At 57.1% G+C, this 17121-nt stretch carries 15 protein-coding genes; 7 read left to right on the top strand and 8 right to left on the bottom strand.

From position 1 onward, the window contains the following. Nucleotides 1-90 precede the first annotated feature (90 nt). On the bottom strand, nucleotides 91-573 hold the full coding sequence (locus KYK14_RS18480; protein ID WP_219160886.1) for a TlpA disulfide reductase family protein: 483 nt from the start codon (nucleotides 571-573) through the stop codon (nucleotides 91-93). A 234-nt stretch (nucleotides 574-807) separates the two neighbouring features. Here KYK14_RS18480 and ispG point away from each other — a divergent pair, with 234 nt between their 5' ends. From ispG to KYK14_RS18465, 3 genes are all read left to right on the top strand, one after another. Next, on the top strand, nucleotides 808-2862 hold the full coding sequence (gene ispG, locus KYK14_RS18475; RefSeq protein WP_219160892.1) for a (E)-4-hydroxy-3-methylbut-2-enyl-diphosphate synthase: 2055 nt from the start codon (nucleotides 808-810) through the stop codon (nucleotides 2860-2862). Nucleotides 2863-2866: 4 nt separating this feature from the next. Further along, the gene (locus KYK14_RS18470) at nucleotides 2867-3151 is read left to right on the top strand and encodes a hypothetical protein (RefSeq protein ID WP_219160884.1); all 285 of its coding nucleotides are present in this window, start codon (nucleotides 2867-2869) and stop codon (nucleotides 3149-3151) included. 216 nt (nucleotides 3152-3367) lie between these two features. Next, entirely contained in the window at nucleotides 3368-4024 is a 657-nt protein-coding gene (locus KYK14_RS18465) for a Rossmann-fold NAD(P)-binding domain-containing protein (protein WP_219160883.1), read from the top strand. A gap of 54 nt (nucleotides 4025-4078) precedes the next feature. Here KYK14_RS18465 and KYK14_RS18460 read toward each other — a convergent pair whose 3' ends face one another. Both KYK14_RS18460 and KYK14_RS18455 read right to left on the bottom strand, forming a co-directional pair. Then, nucleotides 4079-5296 carry a PQQ-dependent sugar dehydrogenase gene (locus KYK14_RS18460; RefSeq protein ID WP_219160881.1) on the bottom strand — a complete coding sequence of 406 codons (1218 nt, stop codon included), beginning with the start codon at nucleotides 5294-5296 and terminating at the stop codon, nucleotides 4079-4081. A 438-nt stretch (nucleotides 5297-5734) separates the two neighbouring features. Beyond that, a complete protein-coding gene (locus tag KYK14_RS18455) occupies nucleotides 5735-6196 on the bottom strand; it encodes a Cif family virulence factor (protein ID WP_185283768.1) in 462 nt (153 codons plus the stop codon). A 90-nt stretch (nucleotides 6197-6286) separates the two neighbouring features. Here KYK14_RS18455 and KYK14_RS18450 point away from each other — a divergent pair, with 90 nt between their 5' ends. From KYK14_RS18450 to KYK14_RS18435, 4 genes are all read left to right on the top strand, one after another. After that, complete coding sequence (locus tag KYK14_RS18450; protein WP_185283767.1) at nucleotides 6287-6463, top strand: DUF6728 family protein; 177 nt, start codon at nucleotides 6287-6289, stop codon at nucleotides 6461-6463. Between the two features lie 121 nt (nucleotides 6464-6584). After that, on the top strand, nucleotides 6585-6950 hold the full coding sequence (locus KYK14_RS18445; protein ID WP_185283766.1) for an MmcQ/YjbR family DNA-binding protein: 366 nt from the start codon (nucleotides 6585-6587) through the stop codon (nucleotides 6948-6950). Nucleotides 6951-7316: 366 nt separating this feature from the next. Next, nucleotides 7317-7949, top strand: coding sequence for a TlpA family protein disulfide reductase (locus KYK14_RS18440; RefSeq protein ID WP_219160879.1), 633 nt, complete (start codon nucleotides 7317-7319; stop codon nucleotides 7947-7949). A gap of 221 nt (nucleotides 7950-8170) precedes the next feature. Next, nucleotides 8171-9391 (top strand): GTP-binding protein, encoded by a 1221-nt coding sequence (locus tag KYK14_RS18435; RefSeq protein ID WP_219160890.1) that lies wholly within the window; start codon nucleotides 8171-8173, stop codon nucleotides 9389-9391. Between the two features lie 106 nt (nucleotides 9392-9497). Here the strand turns inward: KYK14_RS18435 and KYK14_RS18430 are convergent, their stop codons facing one another. From KYK14_RS18430 to KYK14_RS18410, 5 genes are all read right to left on the bottom strand, one after another. After that, nucleotides 9498-10400 (bottom strand): NAD-dependent epimerase/dehydratase family protein, encoded by a 903-nt coding sequence (locus KYK14_RS18430; RefSeq protein ID WP_219160877.1) that lies wholly within the window; start codon nucleotides 10398-10400, stop codon nucleotides 9498-9500. Between the two features lie 187 nt (nucleotides 10401-10587). Then, entirely contained in the window at nucleotides 10588-12636 is a 2049-nt protein-coding gene (locus KYK14_RS18425) for a HelD family protein (RefSeq protein ID WP_246601930.1), read from the bottom strand. Between the two features lie 136 nt (nucleotides 12637-12772). Beyond that, nucleotides 12773-15553 (bottom strand): leucine--tRNA ligase, encoded by a 2781-nt coding sequence (gene leuS / locus KYK14_RS18420; protein ID WP_219160874.1) that lies wholly within the window; start codon nucleotides 15551-15553, stop codon nucleotides 12773-12775. 211 nt (nucleotides 15554-15764) lie between these two features. Next, nucleotides 15765-16340, bottom strand: coding sequence for a porin family protein (locus KYK14_RS18415; protein ID WP_219160872.1), 576 nt, complete (start codon nucleotides 16338-16340; stop codon nucleotides 15765-15767). A 43-nt stretch (nucleotides 16341-16383) separates the two neighbouring features. Further along, nucleotides 16384-17121 (bottom strand): spheroidene monooxygenase (locus KYK14_RS18410; protein WP_343217136.1); only part of this gene is annotated, 738 nt, incomplete at its 5' end.

The raw sequence follows: 17121 nt of genomic DNA, 5'->3' as shown, positions 1-17121 counted from the left end.
TCTGCCCGCAGAACGAGTCGTTGTTACGATAGTCGTTTACGCGGCAGAAGGTCCTTCGCGCTGCTCAGGATGACAGAGTTTATAAGCTACCTACAGCGCTTTCTGCACAGCCGCGATCAGCTCAGCCTGAGTCAATTCCTTCTCAAAGGTGATGCGCTGATTTTTTTTGTTGTTGACAATCAGCGTGTACGGAATAGCGCCCGACCACTTCTTATCCAGCTTAGTCAGCCACGCGTTGGGGTCCGGCTCGTTCATCAGCAGCACCTCCGATTTCAGTCCACGCTTCTGCACGAAGGGTACTACCTTCTTATCGAGTAGGGTAGGCGTATCCATACTCACCAACAGCACCTTCACTTTTTTGCTAGCATACTCGGCGTTCAGCTGCTCGAAGTTGGGCAGCTCCTTGATGCAGGGGGCGCACCAGGTAGCCCAGAAGTTGACCACGTAAGTGGTGTCGCTGGGCTGGTCGAGGCGCTTTGCCAGATCAGCGTATTTGATGGGCTGCACTGTTTGAGCCGTGGCAAGAGTAGGGGCGAGCAGCAGGCTGCCGAGGAGAAGTTGCGGGAGTTTCATGAGATGCTAAATGAAAAGGCGCGGCTTTTGTTCCGTCCTTTCGGTCGTTTCAAGACCAAAGGTGCCTGACCAATATCGTTGCTGCTGTTTGCCGGCAACCCTGACAGGGCTCTGAGCCCTGTCAGGGTTACACTTAGGCGTACCAGTCGGCTACCTTCGGCATCGGACCAGAGCCTATAACTTGTACCTTTGTCCTACTCGCAACTTTCGCCCTTTCGCGCCGGTTTTTCTATTATGAATAAGACGTATTGCCCCAGCCTCACCGAATATAAGCGCCGCCTCAGCCGCGAAGTCAAAATTGGCGACCTGCCAATGGGCGGCCTGAACCCCATTCGGGTGCAGAGCATGACCACCGTGGATACCATGGATACGCTGGGCTCGGTGGAGCAAACCCTGCGCATGGTAGAGGCCGGCTGCGAGTACGTGCGCATCACGGCGCCTAGCGTGAAGGAGGCCCAAAACCTGCTGGAAATCAAGAAGGAGCTGCGCAAGCGCGGCTGCAACGTGCCCCTCATTGCCGACATTCACTTCACGCCCAACGCCGCCGAGCTGGCGGCCCGCATCGTGGAGAAAGTGCGCGTGAACCCCGGCAACTACGCCGACAAAAAGAAATTCGACCTCATTGAGTATACCGATGCCAGCTACGCCGCAGAGGTAGAGCGCATTCGGGAGCGGTTCCGGCCGCTAGTGCAAATCTGCAAGCAATACGGTACGGCCATGCGCATCGGCACTAATCACGGCTCGTTATCCGATAGAATATTAAGTCGTTACGGCGATACGCCACTGGGCATGGTAGAGTCGGCGCTGGAGTTTTTGCGGCTCTGCGAGGAGGAGAACTACTACGACGTGGTGCTGTCGATGAAGGCTAGCAACACGCAGGTGATGGTGCAGGCTTACCGCCTGCTGGTGCAGAAGCTCGACGAGGAAGGCCTACAGCCCTACCCCCTACACCTGGGCGTGACCGAGGCCGGCGAGGCCGAAGACGGCCGCATCAAAAGCGCCGTGGGCATCGGCACACTACTAGAAGACGGTCTCGGCGACACCGTGCGCGTGTCGCTCACTGAAGCGCCCGAAGCCGAAGCGCCCGTGGCCAAAGCTCTGATTGACCGCTACACGCACCGCGCCGAGGAAGCCAAGCCTATTGTAGCTGTTAGCTCAGAGCCGTTAGCTGATAGCTCTTCGTCAGACGAAGCTAATAGCCAACAACTACCAGCTACCAGCTATACTATCCCCATCGACCCATTTCAATACCACCGCCGCCAAACGCGTGAGGTAGGGAATCTGGGTAGCCAAAACGTGCCCCGCGTAGTGGTGGATTTCTCGCGCCTACCCTCGGTAGAGTACGCTGATTTACGCGCCGCTGGGCACCTGTATTCGGCTTTCCTCGACAAGTTCCAGATGAGCGACCTGGGGGCCGACTACCTCTACTCGGGCCAGCGTCCGGTGCCGTTTATGCTGCCCAACGGCCTGAAGGAAATCGTGGACTATGCGGCTTGGTTGGATGCTGGCCGTCGGCACGAGCACTACCCGCTGCTCACGCCTCAGGAGTATGCCGCGGCCACGGTGAGACATCAGGCGCTAAACTTCGTGCGCTGCGAGTTGGCGACCCTCACGCCCGACGTGCTGAACCAGCTGCGCCAGGACCATACGGCCGTGCTCATCCTGCGCACCGACAATGCCCACGCCATGCCGGAAATCCGGCGGGCGTTCTTTGAGTTGCTGAATAAGGAGGTCAACAACCCGGTCATCATCCAGCGCCAGTTCCCCCAACTCACCGCCGAGCAAACCCAGCTCTACGCCGCCACCGACGTAGGCGGTCTGCTTCTCGATGGCCTCGGCGACGGCGTATTGCTCAGCACTGAACTGCTGCCCGAACGCCCGAAAACCGAGTGGCTCCAGACCCTCGATCAGCTCAACCAGTTGAGCTTCGGTATCTTACAAGCGGCCCGTACTCGCATGAGCAAGACGGAGTACATCAGCTGCCCCAGCTGCGGCCGTACCCTGTTCGACCTCCAGGAAACCACCGCCATGATTCGCAAGCGCACCGACCACCTCAAGGGCGTAAAAATCGGTATCATGGGCTGCATCGTAAACGGCCCCGGCGAAATGGCCGACGCCGACTACGGCTACGTGGGGGTAGGAAAAGGCAAAATTGCCCTCTACCGCGGCCAGGAAGTCATCAAGAAATCGGTACCGGAAGAACGCGCCGTGGATGAGTTGATTGAACTCATGCGCGAAGACGGGCGGTGGATCGAGCCGGTATTGGTAGAGGAGCCGGTAGGGGTGTAAGGCAATGCTAGACTTCTACCTCATCCACGACGAGCAATCGGACGCCACCGCAGCTGACGATCTACAGCATGCAGGCGGCATAGAGGCCGAAGAGTTCGAAATAGCGCAACAAGCAGGAATTGTGGAAACTACTGCCGATTTCTATAGCGAATTTCGGTGGTCCAGCGCGCAGGTACGGGCAAAGGTGTTGCTGCTCACCAATTGTCCGTTTCGGGATAGCATTTCCCTGAGTCACGTCCTGAATCAAGCGCAAGCGGCGGGGGTAGGCCTGCGGGCTTTCGGCGACTGAACACTCACCGAGCTAAGCAGAACTGCCCAAATTCCTTTAGCTGGCGTTGCATGTACGCGCTGAAAAATGATTCGCTTACTTGCCGTGGCAGCACGGAAATGCCTGCTTCAATGAGCCTTGGGGCGTGAGAAGAATGTTGTTATGCTGGTTGAAAGGGTGACGTAGGTTGCGGTGGATAAGCTAAAATATCCGCTCCTCTCATCCGTCTACCCACTCATGAAACTACGCGTCATCCTAACGGGCGCTACCGGCATGGTAGGCGAGGGCGTCCTGATTGAGTGCCTGCACCACCCGGAGGTAGAGCAGGTGCTATCCGTGAGCCGCCGGGCCAGCGGCATGAAGCACCCCAAGCTGCGGGAGATATTGCATGAGGATTTCCACGACCTTACTGATATTCAGGACCAGCTGGTGGGTTACAACGCCTGCTTTTTCTGCCTGGGCGTGTCGTCGGTGGGGATGAAGGAGCCGGAGTACCGCCGTCTTACTTACGACCTGACCCTGCACTTCGCCCAAACCCTACTCCCTGGCAACCCCGGCCTTACGTTTTGCTTTGTCTCCGGTGCGGGCACCAACCCTACTGGTCGTCAGATGTGGGCGCGCGTGAAGGGTGAAACTGAAAATGCGCTGCTTCAGCTGGGCTTCAAAGACGCCTATATGTTTCGGCCGGCCTTTATGCGCGCCACGCCGGGACAGCAGCGAGTGAAAGGCTACTACAAATTTATTGGGTGGCTCTATCCCGTGTTGCGGCGGCTGTTTCCGAAATATATCTCGACGCTGAAGGAGGTAGGGCAGGCCATGCTGCATGTGGTTCAGCGCGGCTACCCCAAGCACGTGCTGGAAGTGCCCAATATCGTGCAGCTGGCAAAGGAATAAAAAGAAAAGAGCGCCCCGCAGGGCGCTCTTTTCTTTGGAGGAGGGCAGGTGGGGCTACTGCCGCGCCACGCGGTAAATAACTCCATTCGTGTCGTCCGATACTAGTAGCGAGCCGTCGCGGTTTACGGCCAGGCCTACTAGGCGGCCGAAGTGGGAGTTCCTACTATTCACCAGGAAGCCGGATAAGAAATCATCAAACCGGGTGGGCTGGCCGTTTTCGAAATGTACCCGCACCACTTTGTAGCCCACTGGCGAGCTACGGTTCCAAGAGCCGCGCATGGCTACGAAAGCATCGTTCTGGTACTCCTGTGGGAACTGGGTGCCGGTGTAGAATACCATGGCCATAGGAGCGGAGTGTGCCTGATAGCTGAGGGTAGGGTTAGTGGTGCGCTTGGCGTACTCGGCGTAGGTGGTGCCCGATGGCCGGTCGCCGGGGTTGTAGTTGCCTGCGCCATAGATGTAGGGCCAACCGTAGTCGGCGCCGTCGGTAATTTTGTTGAGTTCTTCCTGCTGCTCGTCGTCGCCCAGCCAATCAATGCCGTGGTCCATGCCCCAGAACTCCTTGGTTTGCGGGTGCCAGCCGAAGCCAATGGTGTTGCGCAGACCCTTAGCAAAGATGCGCCGGTCCGAGCCGTCGGCGTTGGCTACCAGCATGGTCGCGTTTTCCGGGTTCGGCTCGGGGCAGGAGTTGCAGGTACTACCTACCGACATATACAGCTTGCCATCGGGGCCGAAAGCCAGCGTGCGGTTGGGGTGCTGCCCGCCGTCGGGTAGGTCGCTCAGTAGCAATTGGGGCCGGCCCAGCGTGCCGTCGGCCATGTTGATATCGGTGGAGTACAGCTCATTCACCGACATCACGTAGAGCCTACCGCCCTGTATGGCTAGGCCATGCGCCTGCCGGATGGTAGCTACTATCTTCTGGATGTCGGCTTTGCCGTCGTTGTTGGTGTCTTGCAGGAGCGTAACGGTGCCCGAGGCCCGGTCCGATACGTACACGTGGCCCGCATCATCCACGGCAATAATGCGGGGCTTGCCTACTCCTTCCGCAAACTTATTGACTGCAAAGCCAGCCGGCACTTTCAGCTGCTGCACGTTTGCTTCGGTGGCCGAGGTCAGCGCGGGGTAGAACACGAAGCCCTGAATCTGAGCCGTGGTAGGCTCTTTTTCATTTTCCGGTATCATCGTGTCCAGGTCGTTGCTATCATCGCTGCAACCAACCAGGCTACCCGCCGAAACTGCCAATGCAAAGGTAAATTTCTTCCAAAGATTCATAGCGCAAATGAAGGGGTTACACAAGACACTCTTCGTCCAGCAGCCATCTGGCTGCTACCGACGTGTATCCGGTTGTAACGTGCTGAATTTCTCTGGGTTATGCGCTTAAAGAGCAAAGGCAAATCAAGCAGAACCGTAGCAGAAGACTGGTATCGAGAGAAGTTAAGCGGATTGGTACTACTATCCTGTACCTGATTATAAAATAAGTATCAGATAATAAGGAATATGTATGGTATCACTGTTGAGTTGCTGCCGAGGCGGGCAGACCTGAGGGCAGGCATTCAAACAACATGAAGTTTTGATGAAGAAGTTAAGTAAAGTTGCTTCTCAGGTTGCCAGCAGCACGCGGTGGCGTCAGACACGTGTGCTTTCCAGCGGGTGTAAGAAACGCCTTTGTCCTGCACGTTACAGGCGTGCGCTAGCACGGTTCTCAGCGCACTACTTGCACCTTTCTTTCCGCCGCGTGTCGATGATGTGCGCGATTTTCCAGCCAGCGGCCAGCTTCACCAGTTGAAATGAGTTGTAGCCGCAGTGGCTGAAGGTGTTACCCAGGTAGAACTCATAGGGCGTCCAGACGCTGGCCAGGTTGGCATCAACGAGAACTTTATCGAAGGTGATGCGCTCATCCCACACCTGCTGGTGGGGTGTGCCCACTGCTTTCAGAAAGTCCGCTGGGTTTTCGGGCTGCACCTGCGTAGCGCCGCTACGGCTGCTGATGGTATGAAACACGGCCCCCGGTGCGATGGTGCTGCGCACTAGGGTGCTGTCGCCTTTGCGCATGCCCTCAAAGAACGTTTGGATGGTTTGCTTCACGGCGGCCGTTTCGGCGGTGGTGCTTTGTTGCGCTACGGCTGGGGCACTGGCGCATAGAAGCGCAAAGGCGGGTAGAAAAGCTTTCATGGAAGAGAAAAAGAGGCGTAAAAGTTTGGGTAAACTAAATCATTCCGGTCGGGGTAGTGTTATCTTGCCGTACCCAATATCCAAACTTCTATGCGTACGAAAGGCTTGTTTGACTTCAGTCCGGTATTCGGTTATTTCTTCCGTAAGAACGACCCAAACCGTAAGACCAACTTCAACCTGCGTACCATGCACTTCATTAATAAAGTGAGCATGGCGATGTTTCTGGTTGGTTTGATCGTGTTGCTTTACCGCTGGTTTATCCGCTAATAGTGTAGTAGGGGCGCATAGTATGCGCCCTTTTTGTTGTTGGGTTTTTCCGTTTTCTACCTGCGCGCACTCAGCCCGGCCAACGGGCGTATGCAGCGTGCGCCCTGCTACCTTTCTCATCGTGAACATTGAGGAATTCCGCGACTATTGCCTTCTCAAAGCCGGCGTGACGGAAGAGTTGCCCTTCGGCCCCGAAACGCTTGTATTCAAGGTAGGGGGTAAAGTGTTTGCCCTCACGCCCATCGAAACCTTCGCCAGCGTCAACCTGAAGTGCGACCCAGCCCGCGCCGTGGAGCTACGTGAGCAGTACGACTACGTGCTGCCCGGCTACCACATGAATAAAAAGCATTGGAACACCGTGCTGATTGGCACCGGAGCTAGTTACTCGCAGTTGCACCAGTGGATTGATCATTCCTATGATCTGGTGCTGGCTTCCCTACCCAAAGCGCAGCGCACAGCTATTCTACAGGAGCACGCAGCCTCCTAAGCGCAGGTAGTTCTGCGGACGCTCCCGTTAGAAGCCAAGCAAAAGGAGGGCAAGTAATTGATTACAGAGGTTTACTACCACTGAACCACGCTATGTGCGAGGCTTAGACTTAATTGGGTAATGGGGTAGGGTAGAGTTGTACGCGGCGAAGGCATTTGCATAGTACTTGCAAGAAAAACGGACTTTGTATAAGCTGTCTGTCGTGTGCAACGATATGTCGAAAAAACAAGAAAGTATTTTGTAGGCCGCATCGTAATGTACATTATGCAGGATTACCCTCTGTTTTAATATGAAACATTGATGCATTAGTAGTTTTACTATACATTTGACGTTCGATAGATAAAAGAATTTAGTACAAAAGGCTCTATGAACTTAAGTATTCTGCTTGTGCTGGCCTTGCTGCTGTTTGGCACAGAGGGCTATTCCCAAACCATCTGCTTCGAGAACTACCAGGAGAAAATAGTGGCTCCCTCGCGTAAGGCCTTGGCCACAGCGAAAACCGACAAGGAGCGGGATTCCCTGCGGTTTGCGCCGTCCGATGAATTGAAGCGCCTGGTAGGCTGTGCAATGCCTGACTTCACGGCGCAGGATGTACAAGGCCGGCCACTCAGCAAGCAGGCGTTGAATGGTAAGGTAGTGGTCATGAACTTTTGGTTTATTGGCTGCAAGCCTTGCCTGGCCGAGCTGCCGGCTCTGAATGACCTAGTAGAGCAGTATAAAGGCCAGGAAGTAGCGTTTGTGGCCTTCGGAACGGACTCGAAGCAGCGCATCGTCGATGATTTCCTGGTAAAGCAGCCTTTCAAATTCCAGCACGTGGCCGACGGTAAGCGCTACGCCGACACCTTCTTGGCCACGGCGGCTGGCTTTCCCCTGACCCTGGTTTTCGACCAACAGGGCGTGCTGCAATACGTTCACTCGGGCGGCTACATTGATGAGCGCGCCAAAACGGCTATCTACCAGCAAGTGTCGCCGGTGGTGGCCCGGTTGCTCAAGAAATAAAAGCCAGCTTCAGTAGTTTTCCCTGATAGAAGGCATACAGCCCGCCATCCTTATTTGCAACATTGTTGCAAATAAGGATGGCGGGCTGTATGTTTGCTGGACGAAACCGGGTGGCCTTGTGTACCGAACGGCTGCAACACGACGATGCATACCGACCGTTGCGCGAGTGCCCTGGTTTGCTGCTGCCGCTGCTCCATGACCTTTTTCCTCTTTGTTGTATGATGCACTCGCCCCTTTCCGATTCCCTACCCCGCAAGCTTCCCGTTACCGTGCTCAGCGGCTTTCTGGGAGCCGGCAAAACCACGCTGCTCAACCACATCCTGCACAACCGCGCCGGCCTGAAAGTGGCCGTGATTGTGAATGACATGAGCGAGGTGAACGTGGATGCCAACCAGGTAGCCCGCGAGGGTGGCCTCTCGCGCACCGAGGAAAAGCTGGTGGAAATGAGCAATGGCTGCATCTGCTGCACCCTGCGCGAAGACCTGATGCTGGAGGTGGAAAAGCTGGCCCGCGAAAACCGCTTCGACTACCTGCTCATCGAAAGCACGGGCATTTCGGAGCCACTGCCCGTGGCCCAGACCTTCAGCTTTGTGAGCGAAGACGGCACGCTGGACCTGAGCCGCTTCGCGCGCCTCGACACGTTGGTGACGGTGGTCGACGCGCTCAATTTCGCCCGCGACTTCGGCAGTATGGACCGCCTACCCGACCGCCACCTACACGACGCCGACCCGCACGACCAGCGCACCATTGTGAATCTGCTGACCGAGCAGGTGGAGTTTGCCAACGTACTCGTGCTCAACAAAGCCGACCAAGTGAGCGCGCAGCAGCTAGGTGAGATGACGGCCATTCTGCACAAGCTCAACCCCGCTGCCCGTATTGTATCTGCCTCGTTTGGCAAGGTAGCGCCCGCCGATATTCTCAACACGGGCCTATTCAATCTGGAAGCAGCCGAGCAGACGATTGGCTGGCAGGAAGAACTAGAGAAAGCCCACCACACGCCCGAAACCGAGGAATATGGCATCCGCTCGTTTGTGTTCCGCGAGGCACGGCCGTTCCACCCGGTGCGCTTCTGGCAGTATATCAGCGAGCAGTGGCACCCGGGCATCATCCGCAGCAAGGGCCTGTTCTGGCTGGCCTCCCGCCCCAACGACGCCCTGAACTGGGGCCAGGCCGGCGGCTCGCTCCGGGCCGAAAGTGCCGGCTCCTGGTGGGCCGCCGTGCCCAACCCGGAGCAGCACCCGGTGTTCCAGGAAAACCGCGACGTTATTCTGCAACGCTGGAGCCCGCAGTTTCAGGACCGCCTCAACGAACTGGTTTTTATTGGGCAGGACATGCCCGAGGCACAAATCCGGCAGGAGCTGGAAGGCTGCCTGTGTACCCCCGAAGAAGTGCAGCGCTGGCAGCACGGCGGCACCTTCCAAGACCCCTGGCCGCAACTGTAGCTCACCATTTCGCTAACTGAATGAAGCCCTACCTCTGCCGCGACTTAGTCTCGCAGTAGGGGTAGGGCTTCATGGCCGTTGTAGGTAGCCCGGAGGCGCGCAAGGTCTACCCTTGCCGCGACTTGGCCTCACGCCAGCTGAACTCGGGTTCGTAACCCAACACACGGCGTGCTTTCTCAATCGAAAGCAGGGTTTCGTGCTCGGCCAACTCTTTCCGCACCGGCACGGTAGGGAAGGTGGTAGCCATCAGCTCGGCCGAGGGCGTGGTCATCACCGTGTCGGCGTTGGCAATGATGAAGGCGTGCATACCAGTTGCCTGCCACTCAATGGCTTTGCGAATGGCCTGGGAGCCGTCGCGGGCGTCAATGTAAGACCACATGTTCCACTTGCGCTCCTCGGGGTCGTCGTTGAAGGCCGGAAACTTAGCGTAGTCGCTGGGCTCCATTACGTTGGAGAAGCGTAGGCCCACGAGTTTCATATCGGGCGTCTGGTAGCAGAACTGGCGGGCCATGTCCTCCATCAGCACCTTGGCCAGGGCATAGGCGCTCTTGGCGCGCAGAGGGTAGTCCTCGTCTACCGGGGCGTAGGGCGCGGCCTCATCGAACGGTTCCCCAAGCGTGGTTTCGCTGGATGCCCAGATGACCTGGTGAATGCCCAGTCGCCGCGCCGCCTCGAAGACGTTGTAAGTACCCATGATGTTGTTCTGAAACAAGTGGGCATCAGGGTATTGCCGGGGGGTAGGGTAGGCCGCCAGGTGCACAATGGCATCGAAAGCCTTCGGGGCCACGCCGGCATGAATTTCATGCCCCACGGAAGACAGCGCGTCCAGCGTCTGGCCAAAGTCGGCTAGGTCGGCAATGATGCCCGGCACGCCCTCGGCAGGCACCGTGTCGACTACAAATACATCGTAGTTGTGGGCTAATAGATCGGCTACGCAGGCCTTGCCCAGTTTGCCGGCACCGCCCGTCACCAGAATGCGCGGGCCCGTCGGTTGTTGTTTCTTGCTCATAAGATGCTATACGGCCAGCACCCAGCCGGCACGCGCCAGCCGTCCGGCCACGGGCGTATACGGAAAAAGCGACTCGTTGGCGCAGTGGGTAGGGATACAAGATTATGTGTCTTATCGTTGCAGTCGTTGCCCGTCATGCTGAGCTTGTCGAAGCATGACGGGCAACGATGAGATTACCTCATGCGCTTCAAGCCGACAATAAGCCGGTAAGCTCTCCGGTATACGTCAGTGTGAGCTGGTGCATGGCCCGGGTGCACGCCACGTAGAGCATCCGCTTATCAACCTCCGTTTTATACTGCCGAGCAGAGGCAAAGGGCACCAACACCGCATCAAACTCAAGCCCTTTTGCCAGGTGGGCCGATGTCAGGATAATACCTTCCCGAAAAGTGGTAGACTCTGGCGTGAGCAGTTGTACATCAGACGCTTGCAGTGCCTGATATACTTCTTCGGCCTGCCGCTGCGTTTTGCAAATGATGCCCAGTGAATGATACCCCGAGCCGTTGAAATCGGTTACTGCCTGCTGAATAGCCGCTAGTTCCTCGCTGTGACTGTTGCAGCGTATCAGTTGTGGCTCCGGACCGTGTCGCTCCAGCGGAATGATATCGGGATTGGGCGTGATGCGCTGCGCAAAGGCAGTAATTTCCAAGGTAGAGCGGTAGCTGCGGTGTAGCTTCATTACCTCGGCCTGCGGAAAAACGCGCTCAATGGTTTCGGCCGAGGAGGCGCTATACGGATTCACCGTTTGGCTCACGTCGCCCAGAATGGTCTTGCGGCACCGAAACAAGCGCGACAGCACAGCGTACTGCATCGGCGTGTAGTCCTGCATCTCATCTATGAGCAGGTGCTTCACGTGTTCGTAGGCGGGAATGCCTTCCAGGCGCAGGCGGAGGTAGATGAGGGCAAACACATCGGCGTATTCCAGGTGCAGGCGGTGGTGGTCGAGCTTCAGCAACTCGGGGCGGCCCATCCACTGGTAGAAATCCCGGTAGAAGTCCAGCACGTTGTTGAAGCGAAACAAGCGGGGAAGGGCTTCACCAATGATGGATTTCTCCCTACCCGTGAGCTTGCGGCCGGTGGCGTCGCGCACGTAGGTGCGGATATCCTGCGCCACCTGCGCAAAGCGTTTCAGGAGCGGCACCCGGTGGTAGGCCTTAAACTTTTGCTGAATAACCGCGGCCGGCACCACCGTGCTACCCACCCGCAGCTCCCGCGCCGCGAAGTAGTTGTTCTCCACATGAATCAGGTACTGGTTCAGCTTGCTCAGGAACTCAAACGACGATTTGAACTGGATGCGTTCGATGAAGGCGGAGTCGTGCTTGTCCAGCAACGCCGCTACCTGCTCGAAGAACGTCTGGAACGAGTACCGGCTGTCGAGCAGATCGGCGGCCAGCTCCTCCATGCCCAGCTCGGGAATGTGCTCCTCGCCCAACTCGGGTAGCACGTTGGAGATATAGTCGGCAAATACCTTGTTGGGCGAGATGATGAGAATGTCCTTGGCCGCAATGGTTTCGCGGTAGCGGTAGAGTAGGAACGCCAACCGGTGCAGGGCAATGGAGGTTTTGCCCGAGCCGGCCACGCCCTGAATAATCATCACCGGCGCGGTTTCGTTGCGAATCACCGCGTTCTGGTCGCGTTGAATGGTGGCTACGATGGTCTTCATTTTGTCATCCGAAGACTTGGCCAGCTCCTGTTGCAGCACGTCGTCGTGGATGTTCACGCCGCTGTCGAGCAGGAATTCCAGGCGACCATCGCGGATTTTGTACTGCCGTTTCCGCTCGATGGTGCCCTGCACTTCGCCCTTGGGGGTAGGGTAGGCGGCGTCGCCCAACTCATAATCGTAGAATAGGGAGGAAATAGGCGCGCGCCAATCGTAGATCAGGTTCTGACGGTGCTGCTCATCAAAGAAAGAATGCACGCCGATGTAGACGGGCTCGCCTGCTTTGCCCTGCGGCGCGAAATCTAATCTTCCAAAATACGGCGACTGGATGAGCTTGAAGAGCTTGCGTTTGCGCGATACCGCGGCCTCGCCGGTAAACGCCATGCGGTCGATGGACTGGCCGGCGGCCACCATATCCGCGTCGTCCATGCCCGACTGGTGCTCGTGGATATACTGCTTTTTCTGCCGCAGCTCGCTGGAAAACTGCTTCACGGCCTCATCCACCCGTCGGATGGCCAGCGTCAGCTTCTCCTTGATTTCTTCCAGGTATTCGCGCTCTTCTTGCTCGGTTGCGTTCATCACGGATTGTACTTGCTAAAACGGCCGCAAAGGTGGCCGTAAATTCATCAGAAAAGAAGCCCATCTGAGTGCTCAGATGGGCTTCTGCATGGGTCATTATCTGTAGCCGAGGAGTTCAGCCCCAGGGCGTAAAAACTTACACCACCACGTTCACCATACGACCGGGTACGACAATCACCTTCTTGGCAGCTTTGCCATCGCCGAAACGGGCGAGAAAATCAGAGCCGAGCACGGCGTCCTCAATCTCCTTGGCCGTGGCCGTAGCCGGGAATTGCAGTTGCTCGCGCACCTTGCCGTTGATAGCTACTGGGTAATTCACCGAGTCTTCTACCAGGTATTCTTCCTTGAACTCGGGGAAGCTGGCGTAGCTCACACTGCCCGCCTCGTGGCCCAGCTCCTGCCACAGCTCCTCGGCCAAGTGCGGTGCGTAGGGCGACACAATGAGCAGTAGTGGCTCCAGCACGGCGCGCTTGTGGCAGCGCAGGGACGTCAGCTCGTTCACGCAAATCATAAACGTGCTGACCGACGTGTTGAACGAGAACTTTTCAATGTCTTCCTCGGCTTTGCGAATGGCCTTGTGCAAGGCCTTCAGCTCCTGCGGGGTAGGCGCCTCGTCGGTTATGGCCAGCGCGCCATCCTCGGGGTGGAACAGGCGCCATAGCTTCTTCAGGAAACCCGAAACGCCGCTCATGCCACTGGTATTCCACGGCTTGAACTGCTCCAAGGGACCAAGGAACATCTCGTAGAGGCGCAGGGCGTCGGCGCCGAACTTGTTGATGAGGTCGTCGGGGTTAACCACGTTGTGCTTCGACTTCGACATTTTCTCTACCTCCGCGCCGCAGACGTAGGTGCCGTTATCTTCGAGGATAAACTCAGCGTTAGCGTACTCCTCGCGCCAGTTCTTGAAGGCTTCGATGTCGAGTACGTCATTGTCGACAAAGTTGACGTCGACGTGCAAGGCGGTAGTATCGTGTTCTTTACGCTTATCAGAAGTGACAAACGTATTGGTGCCATTAATACGATATACAAAGTTTGACCGCCCCAAAATCATCCCCTGGTTGATCAGCTTTTGGAACGGTTCACCAGCCGAAACCAAACCCAAATCCTTCAGGAATAGATACCAGAAACGGGAGTAGAGCAAGTGACCAGTGGCGTGTTCGGCGCCGCCCATGTAGAGGTCCACGTTGTGCCAGTAGGCCTCAGCCTCTTTGCCCACAAAGCGGCCGTCGTTGGTGGGGTCCATGTAGCGGAGGTAGTACCACGAGGAGCCGGCCCAGCCGGGCATGGTGCTGAGCTCGTACTCGTACTTGCCCTCGTATTTCCAGTCTTTGGCGCGGCCCAGGGGCGGCTCGCCGGTTTCGGTGGGCTTGTACTCGTCGATTTCGGGCAATACCAAGGGAAGCTCCGACTCGGGCAGGGGGTAGGCGGTGCCGTCCTTGTAGTAAATCGGGATGGGCTCGCCCCAGTAGCGCTGCCGGCCAAAAATGGCGTCGCGGATGCGGTAGTTTACCTTGCCTTTGCCCAGGTTCTTTTCTTCGAGCGCAGCAATGAGCTTGGTGGTCGCATCCTTATACGTGAGGCCGTTGATCAGCTCGGAATTGATATAGTGACCTTCCTTGGTATTATCAGCTTCTTCGTCAATCTGTTGCGTATCAAGCACCGGCACGATGGGCAGGTTGAAGTGCTTAGCGAAAAGGTAGTCGCGCTGGTCGCCGCTGGGTACGGCCATTACGGCACCGGTACCGTAGCCAGCCAGCACGTAGTCGGCCAGCCAGATGGGCACCTGCTCGCCGCTGATAGGGTTGAGGCAATAGCTGCCCGTAAACACACCCGAAACCGTCTTCACGTCAGCCATCCGGTCGCGCTCCGAGCGGCGCTTGGCCGCGTCGATGTAGTCCTGCACGGCCTGCTGCTGCTCGGGGGTAGTCAGCTGAGCAACCAGCTCATGCTCAGGCGCCAGCACTAGGAACGTCACGCCGTAGATGGTATCCACGCGGGTCGTGTACACCTTAATAACCTGATCCTGCGCTTCGGCTAGCGGAAACGCTACCTCGGCCCCAATGGAGCGGCCAATCCAATTACGCTGCATTTCCTTCACGGCCTCGGGCCAGTCGATGGTATCGAGGCCCTGGAGCAGGCGGTCGGCGTAGGCGGTGATGCGCAGGTTCCACTGCGGCATCAGGCGACGTTCCACGGGGAACCCTCCGCGCTCCGAGAGGCCGTCTTTCACCTCATCGTTGCTGAGCACCGTGCCCAATTGGGGGCACCAGTTTACGTAGGTATCTGACTGATAGGCCAAACGGTAGGGTAGGAGCGCAGCCATGCGCTCCGGCTCCGACTTTGCCTGCCACTGCGCAGCCGTGAAGTGCGGGCGTTCCTCATCGTCGCCGGCGGCCTGAATGCCGGTGGTGCCGTTCTGCTCAAACTGCGCAATCAGTGTATCCACCGATTCGGCGCGGTCGGCCGCGAGGTTATACCAGCTATTGAACAGCTGAATGAAAATCCACTGCGTCCACTTGTAGTAGCTGGGGTCGGAGGTGCGTACCTCACGCGTCCAGTCGTAGCTGAAACCCAGGGAGTTGAGTTGCCGAATATAGGTCTCGATGTTCTTCTCCGTGGTTAGGGCTGGGTGTTGGCCCGTTTGGATGGCGTACTGCTCGGCGGGTAGGCCAAACGAGTCGAAACCCATGGGGTGTAGCACGTTGAAGCCCTGCAACCGCTTGTAGCGCGACACGATATCGGAGGCAATGTAGCCCAACGGGTGCCCCACGTGCAGCCCTGCCCCCGAGGGGTAAGGAAACATATCCAGCACGTAGTAGTGTGGCTTTTCGGACTGGTTTTCAGCCTTGAAAGTGTTACGTTCGTGCCAGAATTTCTGCCACTTTTGTTCAATGTCCTGAGGATGATAGCCGGGCATACGGGGTCGGGTTACTACGAAGTACTAAAGGGCGAAATTACGGGAAAGGTGGCGAATAGCGGCTAGCGAAAGGCCGTTAGCTTTGGCAACGCTAAGTGACACTGATCAGCCAGGACCCAAAACACATTCAGTTTGTTTGCTCTATGGCTTATGGCCAAAGCCTCTTTCCAACCTTTCGCAGCCAGCCAGTATGGAGTGAGGCGTGAGAATGTTACTTGCCGGCAAATAAGTAGCCTAATTGTGCTTGATACAAGGTATTACGCGGCCCATTGGGGCTAAGGGTGGTTAGGTCATTGGCGTAGCGCAACGTAATACCGAGGCCCATCGGCAGCTGATAACCTACTCCAGCTACGGCACCCAGCACCAGTCGATTAGAACCGTTTAGATCGGTAAAGGTGCCATTGGGGGTTTGCGAGCGTGCGGCGGCGAGAAAACTAATTTGAGGTCCAAGCTCGAAAATGAAACCAGAAGCATTAATCTTGGCCAATACCGGTAAGTCTATGTAATGCAGGCGTTGCCGATATTCGCCACCAAAAGATACAGGTCCTTTAGATCCCTTCATGGAATACAGCAACTCTGGCTGAATAGAGAAGAATCCATCTGCTGTCAATGGAATCTGTGCGAAGCCGCCCGCCGCAAAGCCCCACAGCCGTTCAGGGCGGGTGATGTTTCTGAAATAGACGTTGCTATAATTCGCTCCTGCTTTTATACCAAAACGAACATTTTGCGCTTGTGAGGACAGGCTGCCTGTCAATAAAATAATGCTGGTTAACAGTAGTTTTTTCATGACCGCAAGATAAGTCTGTGCCCATCGCAGCCAAATACAATAGTTAATAATCCGCCAATAAGTCGCGCCCGTCCCAGGTGCCCTCGCTGCTCAGCACCCGAAACCGCGCAAACAGCTCCTCGCCGTACCACTGCTCCTGGCGCGTCCGCCGAATCACCTCCTTGTGCGTGGCGTCGCGGTAGGCGTACTGCTGCATTGCCCTGGCCGATTCCCACATGCTGAATGTGGCCTGCCGCACAATGGGCAGTTCGCCCAACCCAATAGATGCCACCACGCCGGGCGCATGGGCCACGGCCGCGCTGGTAGGGGCCACGTAGCGCCAGAAGCGCGGCGTTTTTCGCAGGCGAATGGAGGCCCGCGTGAGCACCGCCATAGGTCCGTCCAAATCAGGCATTTCGGTGGTGGCTACGTCAAATGGCTGTACGCCGTCCCACAGGCCGTGGGCTTTCAGCGGTTGCAGGCGGGCAGTCCAGATTTCGGTGCTGCGCTCCTGATAGGCCTGCCATTGCGGGTGGGTAGCAAAAAAAGCCGCGGCGGCTTCGGCCGAGTCCCACGCAGCCATCAGTACGTAGCGTTGCAGATTGGGCCAGACTCCAAAGCCGCCATCGGCGCCCGTGCCGGCGAGCTTGAAAAAGCGCAGGCCGACCGCACGTTTTAGAGGCGCCTGCGCGGTGCCCATCTGGGCCAGACCCCAACGCGCCGTGCCGGGTTGTAGGGTGATGACGGAAAAGGTAGTGAGGGACAAGGAAGAAGGTGTCTGAACCACGGATTCGCTCGGATT

The sequence above is a fragment of the Hymenobacter profundi genome, assembly GCF_019334315.1.
GTDB classification, from domain to species: Bacteria; Bacteroidota; Bacteroidia; order Cytophagales; family Hymenobacteraceae; genus Hymenobacter; species Hymenobacter profundi.
Note: the sequence above shows the minus strand (reverse complement) of the source record. Positions and strands in the feature narration are given on the sequence as shown.